This window comes from Enhygromyxa salina, assembly GCF_002994635.1.
GTDB classification, from domain to species: Bacteria; Myxococcota_A; Polyangia; order Nannocystales; family Nannocystaceae; genus Plesiocystis; species Plesiocystis salina_B.
The window spans coordinates 18,810-32,172 of record NZ_PVNL01000106.1; the positions used below are offsets into that span (position 1 = coordinate 18,810).

The 13,363-nt window shown below is 68.9% G+C and carries 9 protein-coding genes; 4 read left to right on the plus strand and 5 right to left on the minus strand.

Features of this window, described 5'->3' with window-relative positions:
- Positions 1–82: 82 nt before the first annotated feature.
- Positions 83–3,475 (minus strand): helicase-related protein, encoded by a 3,393-nt coding sequence (locus tag ENSA7_RS26230; protein ID WP_181234121.1) that lies wholly within the window; start codon positions 3,473–3,475, stop codon positions 83–85.
- Positions 3,476–3,649: 174 nt separating this feature from the next.
- Between ENSA7_RS26230 and ENSA7_RS44180 the strand changes: the two genes are divergently transcribed.
- Positions 3,650–3,862, plus strand: coding sequence for a hypothetical protein (locus ENSA7_RS44180; protein WP_181234122.1), 213 nt, complete (start codon positions 3,650–3,652; stop codon positions 3,860–3,862).
- Between the two features lie 30 nt (positions 3,863–3,892).
- On the opposite strand, the gene ENSA7_RS26235 is transcribed toward ENSA7_RS44180, so the two are convergent.
- Entirely contained in the window at positions 3,893–5,500 is a 1,608-nt protein-coding gene (locus ENSA7_RS26235; protein ID WP_106092092.1) for a SagB/ThcOx family dehydrogenase, read from the minus strand.
- Positions 5,501–5,603: 103 nt separating this feature from the next.
- On the opposite strand from ENSA7_RS26235, the gene ENSA7_RS26240 reads away from it, so the two are divergent.
- Genes ENSA7_RS26240 through ENSA7_RS26250 form a run of 3 tightly spaced genes read left to right on the plus strand, consistent with a single transcriptional unit; the run spans position 5,604 to position 10,072 of the window.
- Positions 5,604–7,259 (plus strand): M20/M25/M40 family metallo-hydrolase, encoded by a 1,656-nt coding sequence (locus ENSA7_RS26240; protein WP_181234123.1) that lies wholly within the window; start codon positions 5,604–5,606, stop codon positions 7,257–7,259.
- 51 nt (positions 7,260–7,310) lie between these two features.
- The gene (locus ENSA7_RS26245; protein ID WP_106092094.1) at positions 7,311–8,771 is read left to right on the plus strand and encodes a cryptochrome/DNA photolyase family protein; all 1,461 of its coding nucleotides are present in this window, start codon (positions 7,311–7,313) and stop codon (positions 8,769–8,771) included.
- A gap of 59 nt (positions 8,772–8,830) precedes the next feature.
- A complete protein-coding gene (locus ENSA7_RS26250; protein ID WP_106092095.1) occupies positions 8,831–10,072 on the plus strand; it encodes an aminotransferase class I/II-fold pyridoxal phosphate-dependent enzyme in 1,242 nt (413 codons plus the stop codon).
- Positions 10,073–10,095: 23 nt separating this feature from the next.
- Here the strand turns inward: ENSA7_RS26250 and ENSA7_RS26255 are convergent, their stop codons facing one another.
- Genes ENSA7_RS26255 through ENSA7_RS26265 form a run of 3 tightly spaced genes read right to left on the minus strand, consistent with a single transcriptional unit; the run spans position 10,096 to position 13,334 of the window.
- A complete protein-coding gene (locus tag ENSA7_RS26255; protein ID WP_106092096.1) occupies positions 10,096–11,403 on the minus strand; it encodes a multicopper oxidase family protein in 1,308 nt (435 codons plus the stop codon).
- 1 nt (position 11,404) lies between these two features.
- Entirely contained in the window at positions 11,405–12,820 is a 1,416-nt protein-coding gene (locus ENSA7_RS26260; protein ID WP_106092097.1) for a TolC family protein, read from the minus strand.
- The gene (locus tag ENSA7_RS26265; protein ID WP_106092098.1) at positions 12,810–13,334 is read right to left on the minus strand and encodes a hypothetical protein; all 525 of its coding nucleotides are present in this window, start codon (positions 13,332–13,334) and stop codon (positions 12,810–12,812) included. The genes ENSA7_RS26260 and ENSA7_RS26265 overlap by 11 nt, the downstream gene beginning before the upstream one ends.
- Positions 13,335–13,363 lie beyond the last annotated feature (29 nt).

Sequence of the window (13,363 nt, forward strand, 5' to 3'; positions counted from 1 at the left end):
GAATCGTTTGTCAGCTGCCCCACTTATTTGAGGGGCGCTAAACTTGGCTGGGTTCCGCGCGAGCGCGTCCTCGTCCCAGTCATCACTTCCCAGGAACCCCAATGATCGCGGCGACGATTCGCTCTGCGAGCGGCTTTGCACGCTGGACCCTGCCGAGCATCTCGACGAGAGCCGCGGTCTCGAGCGGCTGCTTCTTCAGCAGGGGGGTCAAGCCCGCGAGTCGCCGCAGGCTGCTCCGTCGACGCCTGCCGGGCGCGAGCAGCAACTGGCGCCACCGAGGACGGATCGCGGCGAGCCAGGAGTCCACGAGTTCGTCGTAGTCAATCTGGTCTTCGGACGCGCTCAGCCCCAAGAGATCATTGATGATCTCGAGCCGGACCTCATCATCGTCGCGTCGGCTATGGCGGGCCCACGCACCGAGCAGCTCGCGCATTTGCTCGAGCGCCCGCTGCTTGCGGCGAGGCAAGAGCGAGGTTGCCGCGGCTTGAAGCTTGGCCAGGAGCGTGTCCATCACGTCGACCGCGGTGGCGTCGAGCTCGATGTCTTCAGCGACCGCCAGCCGTATGCGCAGCTCGTCCGCGATCACGTCGAGGGCCGTGATCACACGTCCGCTCGAGCCATCGATGAATGCCCAGCGCGGGGCCCTACGACGCGTGCCTGGGATCGTAAAGAACCCCCATGGCGCAGCCGCACGCACGGTGGCGACCGCCGACAGCACGCGAGCATCGCTGCCGCGCAGCGCGGCGTAGGTCGCGGCGTCGACCAGCGCCCGCGGGCCCTCGATGAGACCGCGAACGGGCGCGAAGGCGTCGTCGATCAGGTCGATCTGGCGGGCTTGCTGCGCCTTCATCTGTTCGAGTAGGTGCTCGGGCTGGATGATCTCGTCGTTCTCCGCGTCCGTGGGCAGCGACACGTTGGCGCCGAGCAAGTCGCCGACCAGGTCCAGCCGAGCGCCGAGCTTGTCGGCGGTCGAGAGCGCGAACTCATCGGCATCCTTCGGCCACCACGACTCCACGCGCGCGTGCGGACTGTCCATGCGATCGATTCGACCGACACGCTGCTCCGCGATCCTGACCACACTCGGCATGTCGAGATGGACCACTGCCGAGGCTTGTTGCAGGTTGACCCCCTCGGCCATCGCGTTGGAGCACAGCGCGATGCTGGGACGGGTCTTGGCTCCCAGCGCGAACGCTCGCTGAACCGCCTTCTGCTCGCTGGTTCGGCCGCCGGTAGCAATCAGAACGTCGAATTCACTCGCACCATCGAGGAGCTCGCGCAGTAGCGCCAAGGTAATCGGGCGCGAGTCGAAGGCGACGATCAGTCGGTGACTATTGATGAGGTTGCGCAACAGCTTCACCTTGGCTTGCTCGCGCCCGGTCGACAGTTGGTCGCAGCACGCGGAGATCTGCTCGTAGAGGTCGCGCTCCTCGTCGCAGGCCTGGCGAAACGCGGCGCGCGTCTGGAGCCACTCGGGCAGAAACTTGGTGAGCGGCGACTTCGGGGGCCCGCGGTCGCGCAACTTCTCGAGCTTGGCGAGGACCTCACCCGAGTCATCCTTGTCGAGGCGGCTGAGCCCAAACTTTCCGCGGGCGGCATCCGTGCCATGCAGATGCTCCCACAGGGCCGCCCGAGACGAGCGCAGCGAGACCCGAACTTGGTAGCGAGCCAGCGCTCGCGCGCTCTGCAGGCGCATGGCGACATACTTGTCGGCGGTCCAGCCTTCGTCCGCGAGCGCACGCGTCAGCTGCAGGGGCTTGCGCAGCCACAGGACTCCTCGCAGCGCCCGTGCGAGCGTCGTGATCTCGGCGGCAATCTTGCGATCGCGTTTTGCCTCACCTAGCTGATAGTAGCGAGGCTTGTGGTCGGGATAGCGGCAGGGTTGGTCCTCGGCGTTGTGATAGGCAGTCGGTTCTCGCTCGATCAGCGTGTTGAACATCGACTTGGTGCGCCGAACTGTGAACCCGCCGACGGCCCGGCGCAGGCGCAATCGATCGTCGTCGTCGAGCGGGCGCTTGCGTCGCCAGCCAGACTCGAGCAGGATCTTCAAGGTCTCGTCATCGAGGTTGTCGGCGCCAAGTAGGTCGACGATGCCCAGCAGGTCCGAGACGTCGCGGTTGATCGGTGTGGCCGTGAACAGCACCACGTGATCCGCGAGGTTGGTTGTCACGATCGCGCTTCGATTGGAAGGATTGATGAAGTTGTGGGCCTCGTCGAGTGCGAGCAAGCGGGCCGTCTCGACGTCCTTTACCACCCGCCCGTGTGTGGTCGCGCGGCTGCTGCTCAGGGCGCCGTGGCTGTACGCTTCGACCCTAACCTCGGCCTCGTGCAGCTCGTTTGCCCAGATCTCGGTTACGGTCGGAGGACTGACCAGGACCGGATCGGCGATTGGTCGGCCCATTGCGACGAGGTGCTGACGCAAGGTGCGAAGCAACCACGCGCCGGTCCTGGTCTTGCCCGATCCGGTCGCGTCGGCGATCAACACCGAGCCGACCTCCATCAGGACGTAGAGGGCCTGACCAATGCCTTGCAGCTGGCTTGGCCACAGCCGCTCGCTGTATCCCAGCTCGTCGCGCAGATGCAGGCGCGCCCACTCGCCCTCGAGCAGCTCTGCGCACGCGCGCGCCAACGCCTCTTGCCACGAGACCTTGCGGAGTAGTTGCTCGAGTAGACTGATGAAGGGGTCGTCGAAGGGCAGCGCGAGCCGCCAATAGATCTCGCCCAGTCTGCGGGCTTCGTCGAGACGCTGTCGATCGGCCGCGCGCGGACCAAGCCGCACGTTGGCCTCGAGCTGACCCGCCAGCCCGGGGTAGGTGAAGTTGCTCGAGCCGATCGTCGCGGTCTCGGAGCCGATGAACATCTTGGCGTGTAGACCCGGAGAGCGGCGCGCGATTCGGGTCGCCAGTCGACCTGCGCGCACGGCCTCGAGCGTGACCAACACCGCGCGGGCGTGACGGATCGAGACGCCTCGCTCGAGCCAGTAGTCGAGCACGTCTTGGCGGAGTGTGTCCGTTGGACGCCGGGCGGGGACGTCCCGACCGACAAACGGTTCGTTGCCGAACACCACCCGGACACGACGAGGCAGGTCGATGTCGAGGGATCCGACAAAGTCGCACAGGTGTTGCAGTGACGTGTAGCCCATGACCAGCAGCACCTCGTCTGATTCGCGAAGGTCGGGATAAACGACGTGCTCGACTCGAATACGATCTTTAGGCCAGTTGAACGGAAGACGCCGCGGATCCGGCCACTCGGCGGCCTCGATCGGCGGTGCGGTGGGATCGAACAGATCGAGCTGCCAGCGATGTTGGCGGTCGATTTCGTGCCGGCGCGGCTTGGGAGCGGTTCGGCCGGTTAGCCTGGCTCGCCAGCTGATGATGTCGCGGACTCGTCGCTCGAGGGTCGCGTGTGCCAGGTCGGGGAGTTGCGTGCAGGCGTACTCGACCAGCGCGTCGAGGTCAGGCTCTTGTGTGGCCAGCAACGCTGGCGCAATTGCTCCGAGGTCCTCCGCGCTACCGACGGCATGAGCCAACAGGGCGCGCTCGTCCGCGCTGCACGGATCTACAGCGATCAGGCGCAGGCCCAGCTCCGTGAGGATCCAACGGTCCCGCTCTAGCAGGTTGAGAACCTCCGCAGCATCCCGGTAGTAGCGTGCATGACGCGCGGCATGTTTGGCGCCCGCACCCATCCGCCTGCCTGCAGTGCGAAGATCGGCGACGCCGCCCGCGATGAGACTCAAGAGCAGGCGGAGCCGGTCGAAGTCTCGAATCTGTACAAGCCGCAGCGCCACACCACGCATGATGAGGTGCGCTCGACAATCGTCGAAATTTTCGGAGCAGAGAGCGCGAGTATTGGCAGATCGGCGTGATGTCGAGGCCTCGACGCGCGATAGGGCCCGTCATGGCGCGAGGTGATGATAGGCATCAACGATCGCAATGCGCGTGTCCTCGACGCCACCACCCACGGTGAAGTGATAGATCGTGTGCAGCGAATGGTCCTTCGCGCCGATCAGCTCGTGGACCCCATCGTCGAAGAAACACCCGATCCCGGTCGCGCGCCGACCGGCGGCTTCGGCCTCGAGGTACAGCACCTGCCCGATCGCGCCGGCCTCCCAGTGCAGGTGGCGGTACATCCAGGCCCCGTGATCCGCGAGCGCGGGCCCGAGCTCGGCGAGCATCGCGACCGCGAACGCGCCGTCGGCCGCGATCGCTTGGCGGCAGCTGACCAGCGCCGCGACCGGGCGGGTGTCGGCGAGCTCGAGTCGCCACAGCGGCAGCGCGAGCGGACCGGTGTCGATCGGCGCCCACTCGAAGTCGTCGTGCATGGTGGCCGCGACCGTGGCCCGAACGCTTGGATCGCGCAGCAGCAGATACAGCCCGGGCTCGACGCCCTCCACCCGGTGCACGAACAACAACAAGTGCACGCGGGGCCGGCCGAGCAAGCTGGCGAATGGGGCGTGTCCGGGCCGCGGCAGGGTCCGCGCGAGCATGCGCAGCCACGCCGCGCGCGAGAGCCCGGTGACGCCGTCCATGTCGACGGCGCTGCGCCGGGTTCGAAACACATGATGAGCGCTCGCGCCCGAAGGTGACGGCTCGGGGCTCACGGGCGGCTGCGGCTCGTTGATCGCAACGCCGTCACGCCGGGCGCACGCGTGGGCGACGGTCTCGATGATCGGCCAGGGGTGGTGCGACTCGCTCAGGCGATTGGGTGTGCCGACCAGCTCGAGCGCGAGCGACTCGGGCACGACTGGCGCATGGCTCGGGGGGCGCGGGCCCACGAACAACATGAGATCCGGGTGCTCCGGCTCGGGTCCAGACGGAGGCGGAAGCCCGAGCAGCCGAGCGATGCCGTCGTCGTCGATCGACGGCACCGCGCGCAGGTGCCAACCCAGCGCGCCGGCCGACAGAGCCAGCGCCGCGATCGCGTGGCCGACGTCATGCTGGCAGTACCGAAACGCGCGCTCGCCATACTTCCACGACTCGCGCCACGGGATCGAGCTCAGACCGATCATGACGCCGTCAGCGTCGCCGCGCAGCGTGTCCCACAGCTCGGGCTCGAGCGCGGCCCGACGCTCGAGCGCGTGGAGCAGCGGAGCGTAGTGCCACAGCGCGGGCGCGTCGCTCAGCCCTGGGATCGTGCCGATCACGTAGGCCTCGGTCGGGTGCAAGTTGCCGCTCGACGGGTTGCACCGCAGCGACCAGCGCTTGTCACCGAGCTGCTTCCAGGCCGAGAGCGCCATCGAGTCGAACAACAGCCGCGCGACGCTGCTCGCGTTCACCGACTCCGCGGGCACCCGCGATGGATCGTAGACAGCATCGAGGGTCGGCCCGGACGGGGCGTCATCGACCCGCGTCAAGCGATCGAGCGGGCAGCCTTCGTAGCGCCGAAACGGATTGGGTTGGGTGTCCCAGTCCAGGAACCCGCGCGAGTTCGCGTAGCGGTTGGGCAGGCGGTGCTTGGTGACCTCGTGGTAGGCGAGCACGGCTGCGAGGGGAGGGGTGGACATGATGGGGCGTGCTGGGGTTTACCACGCGCCTGCGAGTGCCCCCACGCGCATCGGTCCATCCAGCGTACTTGCGTCCACACAAAGTTTGCGCTTTGGTCGGAGCATGCCTCGCCCCCACGCCGCAGTGTTGCTCGCTGTCTCGACCCTGCTCGCCTGCGACACGCCACCCACGACCAACCCCGGGTCCGACGTCGCGGCGCCCACGGGTGGGCCGGAGCTCAGCGCCGAGTGGCTGCGCGAGTTCACCCGCGAGTTCTCGGCGGATGCGCTCGGCGGTCGGCTCCCGGGTAGTGAAGGGGCGGCCGTCGCCGTCGCGCAGATCATCGAGACGATGGAGGCGATCGGCCTCGAGCCGGCGGGCGAGGACGCGGGCTGGACCCAGCGGGTGGTCATGCGCGGGGTGACCCTCGATCGCGAGGCCAGCCAGCTCGAGCTCGGCAGCGGCGCCGGTCAGGCGGCGCCCTTCGTGTTTGGCGAGCACTGGGTCGGGACCAGCTTCGCGGCTGGCAGCGAGCACCCGCTCGACGCGGAGCTGGTCTTCGTTGGCTACGGCGTGACGGCGCCCGAGTATCAGTGGGACGACTACGCGGGCGTCGACGTGAAGGGCAAGATCGTGCTCGCGTTCGTCGGCGATCCGCCAACCGAAGACGGCAGCTTTGGCGGGCCAGCGATGACCTACTACGGTCGCTGGAGCTACAAGTACGAGCGCGCGCTCGCGGCTGGGGCGGCCGGGTGCCTGGTGATCCACGAGGACGCGCCGGCTTCGTATGGGTGGAACGTGCCAACCACCAGCTACTCGAGCGAGCGCTTTCACATTCTGGGCGCGGACGGTCAGCCGCCGCCCGCGATGGCCCTGCGCGGGTGGATCTCGAGCACCGCGGCCGACGATCTAGCCAAGCGCGGCGGCCAGAGCCTCGCCGCCTGGCACACGCAGGCGCTGCGCAATGACTTCGTGGCCGCCGGTACGCGGCTGCGGCTGAGCGGCAAGCTCGTCACCAGCGAGCGCCAGGTCGAAGACGTCAACGTGCTCGGTCGCCTGCCGGGCGCGGCGCAAGCCGACGAGGCGGTGTTCCTGACGGCGCACTGGGATCACCTTGGCACCGATCCCGACAAGGTCGCCGCGGGTGAGGACGGCATCTACAACGGCGCGATCGACAACGCCAGCGGCATCGCCAGCATGCTGGGCGTCGCGGCCGAGCTCGCCAGCGGGCCAGCGCTGGATCGCTCGGTCGTGTTTCTCGCGACCACGGCGGAGGAGCAGGGGCTGCTGGGGTCGCAGGCGTGGGTCGCGAATCCCACCATGCCACTCGACAATGTGCTGGCGCTCGTCAACCTCGATAGCATGAATGTCCATGGTGAGACCCGGGCCGTCGAGGTCGTCGGTTGGGGCCAGACCACGCTGGAAGATCGGCTCGTCGAGCTCGCGCGGGCCCAGGGCCGCACCGTCGTCCCCGACACTCACCCGGAGGCCGGCAGCTTCTACCGATCCGACCACTTTCCGTTCGCCCAGGTCGGGATCCCGGCCATGTACTTTCACAGCAGCCTCGACATGGTCGACGGCGGGACCGCGGCGGGCGACGAGATCCGGGCGGGCGTGAAGCAGCGCTACCATACGCCAGCGGACGAGTTCGACGCGGCCTGGACCTTCGCGGGCGCGGCTCGCGACGCGGCGCTGGTCGTCGACCTGGTCCGTGACGTGGCCGCGAGTGACGCTCGGCCAACGTACAAGCCGAGCAGCGAATTCGCCGGGTTGCGCTGACGACAGGGCCGATGTTCGGGCGTGCGCTGGCATCGGGGCTAGCCTGGGCCCGTGCAACCCAGCGCTCGCGTCCGCACGCTCCGCGAGGCCCCGGTCGACCCCGGTGGCACGCACGTGCTGTACTGGATGACCGCCGCTCGGCGCACGCGGTCCAGCTACGCGTTGGATCGCGCGATCGACTGGGCCCGCGAGCTCGACAAGCCGCTGTGGGTGCTCGAGGCCCTGCGACTCGGCCACACCCACGCCAGCGCGCGGCTGCACGCGTTCGTCGTGCGTGGCATGTGTGACAACGCCGCGCGGTTCGAGGCCAGCCCGATCGGGTATTACCCCTACGTCGAGCCCAAGCTGAACGCCGGTAAGGGGTTGTTGCAGGCGTTCGCCCGCCGCGCCTGCGTCGTCGTCACCGACGACTGGCCGGTCTATTTCGTCAAGAACATGACGCGCGCGGCGGCGGCCAAGATTGGCGTGCGCATGGAATTGGTCGACGGTGTCGGCTTGGTGCCAATGTCGGCCCCTGATCGCTGCTTTACCCGCGCTCACGATTTTCGTCGTTGGTGTCAAAAACACGCGGATCTGTGGCTGGGCCCGCAGCCGCGGGTCAACCCACTCGCGCGGCTGCAGCTGCCGGTTGCCGGCAAGCCGCCGGTCTCGCGCAGCAAGTGGCCGGCCGCACCGGTCGAACCCGATGCCGCGCTCGACCATGTCGCACGACTGCCGTTCGCCCGCGACATCCCGGCGATCCCGGGCGAGGGCGGCAGCAAGGCCGGACGCGCCCGACTCCGGGCGTTCGTGGCGACCAAGCTCGAGCGCTACACCGAGCGAAACCAGCCCGAGGCGGAGGTCACCAGCGATCTGTCGGCGTACCTCCACTGGGGCCACATCGGCGCGCACCAGGTGCTGCGAGCCGTGCTCGCGTCCGAGCCCGAGTGGAGTCCCGCGTCGATCTCGGATCTATCTCGCGGCCAGCGCGAGGGGTGGTGGGGGATGTCGCCCGCGCGCGAGGGCTTCTTGGATCAACTGCTGACCTGGCGCGAGGTCGGCCACAACTTCGTGTGGCACCGCCCGGAAGACTACGCGAGCTACGAGTCGCTGCCCGGGTGGGCCCGCACGACCCTGCGCGCCCACGCCAGCGACGAGCGACCGCAGCTGTACTCGCTCGCGCAGTTCGAAGCGGCGGCGACCCACGATCCGATCTGGAACGCGGCCCAGCGCGAGCTCGTGCAGACCGGGCGCATCCACAATTACCTGCGGATGCTGTGGGGCAAGAAGATCCTGCACTGGTCGGCGAGCCCGCCCGAGGCGCTCGAGATCATGATCACGCTCAACGATCGCTACGCGCTCGATGGCCGCGATCCAAATTCCTACAGCGGGATCTGCTGGGTGATGGGCCGCTACGATCGCGCCTGGGGCCCCGAGCGGGCGGTGTTTGGCAAGATCCGCTACATGAGCTCGGACTCGACCCGCCGCAAGCTGCGTCTGCGCGCGTACTTGCAGCGCTTCGGGCCCGAGTGAGTCGCGGTCGCCGCGGGGTGCCAGTTTGCCGATCTCGCGGCGTGCTATGTTCTGCGCTCGTGGAACACGTCCTCTCTGCCCGCGGCCAGCAGCTCGTCGCCAGCCCTCCACTGGCACCCTACATCCTCGAGCACTTCGCGCGAGTCGAGGACGCCTGGGATCCGAGCACCAACCCCAATGGTTATATCGCGCTGTGCATCGCCGAGAATCGCATGATGTGGGACACGCTGGTCCCGCAGCTTCGCAACTATCGAGACATCCCGCCGCGGGTGCTTGGCTATGACGCGATGATCGGCAACCTCGAGTTTCGTCAGAAGCTCGCGGCGTTCATGAGCCGGGCGTTTCTCGGTCGCGCGGTTCAGGCCGAGCAGCTCGCGGCCGTCGCCGGGGCCGGGACCGTGCTCGAGCTGTTGTTTCATGTGATCGCCGATCCCGGCGACGCGGTGCTGGTGCCGACGCCCAGCTACGCCGGGTTCTGGGCGGATCTCGAGACCCGCGATCAGCTCTACATCATCCCGGTTCACTGTCGCAGCGCCGACGGGTTTCGACTCCGCACCGACGCCCTCGATCGCGCGATCGCGCAGGCGGAGCGGCCGGTCAAGGCGCTGCTGTTCACGACGCCCAACAACCCGTTGGGAACGGTCTACACCCGCGAGGACCTGCTCGAGATCCTCGAGTGGTCGGATCGGGTCGGCGTCCACGTGGTATTTGACGAGATCTACGCGCTGTCGGTGTTCGGCGAGCGCCCGTTCGTGAGCGTCGCGTCGCTGCGAGCCTCGCTGGGCCCGCGCGCGCACGTGGTCTGGGCGTTCTCGAAGGACTTCGGCGCGAGCGGGCTGCGCTGCGGCGTACTGATGAGCGAGAACCCGGCCGTGATCGCGGCCGTCGACGCGCTCGCGTACTGGGCCGCGTGCTCCGGTGACACGCAATGGTTGCTGGGGGAGTTGGTCGCCGATCGGGACTTCGTCGACCCGTTCATTGATCGGATGCAGGCGGGTCTCGGCCAGGCCCATGCCCAGCTGTGCGCGGCCCTCGACGCTCATGGCATCGCGCACCTCCCGGCCGAGGCCGGCTTCTTCGTGATATGCGACCTGCGCCGGCACCTCGACGAGCCCAGCTGGGCCGCCGAGGATCGGCTGTGGCGGCGGATCGTCGACGAGGCCAACGTCAACCTCACGCCGGGCTCGGCGTGCAGGATCGTCGAGCCCGGCTTCTTTCGGCTGTGCTACGCGAGCGAGCCCACGCAGGCCGTCATCGAGGGCGTCGCGCGGCTGGCCCGGGTCCTGGCGCCCCGGGCCTGACCACACGTCGAGCTGCGAGCGCGTCAGGGCGCGACGATCCCGTCGACGGCCATTTGATCGGGGTCGACCAGTGACGCGACCGTCCCCGGCGGGTGAGTGTACCAGCCGTCGACATCGCTGGCCTGTGGCTGATCGCGGACCTTGAGGATCGTGAACATGCCGCCCATGTCGACGGTTGCGAACGGGCCCGGTCCGCCGCGCATCGGCAGGCTGTTGGGTGGGATCGGCATGTCCATGTCACCCATGCCGCCCATGCCCGTGGTGCCCATGCTCATGTAGCGCGGGTCGACCCGGGCCATTCGGCGATCGAGCTTGTGGGTGTCGACGCCGACCATCGGCGGCAGGCCGTGGCCCATCTGGGTCATCACGTGGTGGGTCATGTGGCAGTGCATGGCCCAGTCGCCGGACTGCTCGTACGCAAACTCGATCACGCGCACGCTGCCGACCGGCAGCAACACCGTGGTCTCGGGCCGCCGCGCCGACGGCTGCACGTACCCGCCGTCGGTCTCGGTGACCTCGAATGAGACGCCGTGCAGGTGCACGGGGTGGTGGTCCATCGGGTTGAGGTTGCCGAGCCGGATCCGGACCCGCTCGCCGCGTCCGATCAACAGCGGCTGGGTGCCCGGGAACGCCTTGCTGTTGAAGGTCAGCAGGTTGAAGTCGTTCATCTCGTTGGGATCGACCCGCCGCGCGCCGACGTCGAGGCGCCACTCGTGGGTCATCAGCGCGAAGTCACGATCGACCCGAGGCCCGCGAGGGCGGCGCGGATGGACGATGAACATCCCGGCCATGCCCAGGGCGATCTGCGTCATCTCGTCGTAGTGCGGGTGGTACATGAACGTGCCCGGACGATCGACGGTGAACTCGTACATGAAGGTCTGGCCCGGGGCGATCGGGGCCTGGTTGAGGCCGGAGACGCCGTCCATGCCGTTGGGCAAGATCAGCCCGTGCCAGTGCACGGTCGTCGGCTCGGGCAGGCGGTTGCTGACGTAGATCCGCAGGCGGTCGCCCTCGACCGCCTCGATCGTCGGGCCCGGGGTCGAGCCGTTGTAGCCCCAGCAGGTCGCGCGCAGACCGGGCGCGAACTCGTGATCGATCGGCTCGGCGATCAGGTGACCGACCTTCACGCCGTCGACGAGCTTCCACGCCAGCGTCGAGCCGTTGGGGGTCACGACCGCGAGCTCGCGGGTGGGCGCGACCGTGCGCGAGCGGGTCGGGGAGGTGGCGAGGGTGGAGGTCTGCGGCTCGGTGGCGCGGGCCGTGCCCGCGTGGGCGAGGACCGAGCCGGCCGCGGCCAAACTGCTCAGCTGCAAAAATGATCGGCGATCCATGTCAGTGTCCTTTCGAGTTGGTGTCGACGTCGAGGGAAGCGGATCCGCGGATGCCGTCGAGCTCCGGGGGCGCACCAGCGAGCAGCGCCTGCCAGCCGGCGTGGGTGGTCCAGTACTCGGCCCGCGCGTCGAGCTCGGCGAGCTCGACGTCGAGCAGCGCCTGCTCGGCCGCCAGCAGATCGAACACGCCGACCTGCATGGCGTTGTACTGCAGCAGCGTCTCGTCGAGCACGCGGCGCTGGGCCGGGACCACGACGGTGGCGATGTGTCGGGCGCTCGCGTGGGCCGAGCGGAGCCGATTGCCGAGCTCGCGCGCGCTCGATCGCAGATCGATGCTCGCCCCGATGTAGCGCTCGAGCGCGCCGTCGAACGCGGCCTCGGCCGCCCGCGTGGCCCCCCGGTTCTGGTTGAACAGCGGGACCGAGAGGCTGAGGCCGGCGCCAGTGCGCAGGCGGACGTCGGGATCGTTGGGCGCGGCCTCGGGGTTGCCGACCAGCGCGTGGACGTCGACGGCGATGCTCGGCAGCCAACCTTCCGTGCGCTCGAGCCCGGTCTTGTGGGCCAGCGACTCGAGCTCGCTGCGCGAGGCGGCGAGCTCGAGGCTGACGTCGATCGCGTTCGACTCGATGCCCGCGTGCTCGGGTGCTTGCTCGGGCAGCGCCGGCAGCTCGGTCGCCAGTTGCCAGCCGGCGTGCTCACCGTGCAGACCGAGCAGCCGCTGCAGCTGCTCGCGCCGCGAGGCGAGCTCGAGCTCGAGCGCCGCGACACCGACTCGCGCCCGCTCGTAGCTGACGATCTGCGTGGCCGCGTCGAGCTCGTTGATGCTGCCAGCTTGCTCGAGCGCCAGCGCGGCGTCGCGGGCGGCCGCGAGCGCGTCGAGGCGCCGCTGGGCCTGCATCAGCCGCTGGTGGGCCGACTGCATGCGCACGAACGCCGCGCGGACCTGGTAGCCCAGGCGCACGACGTCGGCCGCGGCCCGATAGCGAGCCGCGTCGAGCTGGTAGCGCGCGACCTTGGCCCGCAGCGGCGCGAGGATCAGCTCGCTGATCGCATACTCGACGCGCAGCTCGAGCGAGCTGTCGCGCTCGGGCAGCAGCTCGACCTCGAAGTCGGGGTTGGGGATCGAGCGGGCGTCGATCAGCATCCCGCGCTCGATGCCGAGCTCGCGCAGGCTGGCTCGCAGCGCGCGGTTGTTGAGCACCGCGATCTGCACGGCCGTCTCGCTGTCGAGCGGAGCGCCGAGCAGCTTGGCGACCTCGGGCTCGAGCTCGGCGTCGACCGGGCCGAGGGTGATCGGCAGCGGCATCTGTGCCAGGGCCTGCACCCGCGCGAGGTCGGTCGACGCTCCGCTCGCGCAGCCCCCCGTCAGCCCCAGGCCGACGACCAGCGCGAGCCAGCGGAGTCGCTCAGTGACCATGGTGATGCCCCTCGTGCTTCGCCGGCTGGTGATGCTGGTGATGCGCGTGGTCGTCGGCTGCGGGCGTGGGCTCTGGCTTGGGCGCTGGCTTCGGCTTGGGCTTGCTCGCAGACTTGGGCGTAGGCTTGGTGGGCGCGGTCACGCCCTCACTGGGCTCGGGCTCAGCGGCGGGCGCGGGCTCGGGCTCCGGCTCCGGAGCTGGCTCGCTCGCGGGTTGCTCAGCGTGGCCGTGGCCGTGGTGATACGCGTGCGGATCGGTCTCGACAGCTTGCTCGAGGCCGATCCAGCCCTCGCTGGCCTCGCCCGGCAGCGGCGGATCACCGTCGAGGGCGTGGGTCACATGCGCGTGCGGCATGGCCGTGGCGTCGCCCGAGGCCGGCGAGGTGCTGTTCCACTCGGACGGGAAGTCGCGCGAGCACCCGGCGAGAGCCAGCGAGACGGCGACGCTGGCCAATCCGCGAGTCAGCGTCGTGCGGGCGTTCATGGTGTCGGGGGTCAGGTTCGTGGAGGTCACCTGCCGCAGATGCCGATCGAGACCCGGTA

Coding starts and splice junctions, on each gene's coding strand:
- ENSA7_RS44180 (WP_181234122.1), top strand. CDS start 3,650: ATGACGCGCGGCATGTTTGGCGCCCGCACCCATCCGCCTGCCTGCAGT.
- ENSA7_RS26235 (WP_106092092.1), bottom strand. CDS start 5,500: ATGTCCACCCCTCCCCTCGCAGCCGTGCTCGCCTACCACGAGGTCACC.
- ENSA7_RS26240 (WP_181234123.1), top strand. CDS start 5,604: ATGCCTCGCCCCCACGCCGCAGTGTTGCTCGCTGTCTCGACCCTGCTC.
- ENSA7_RS26255 (WP_106092096.1), bottom strand. CDS start 11,403: ATGGATCGCCGATCATTTTTGCAGCTGAGCAGTTTGGCCGCGGCCGGC.
- ENSA7_RS26260 (WP_106092097.1), bottom strand. CDS start 12,820: ATGGTCACTGAGCGACTCCGCTGGCTCGCGCTGGTCGTCGGCCTGGGG.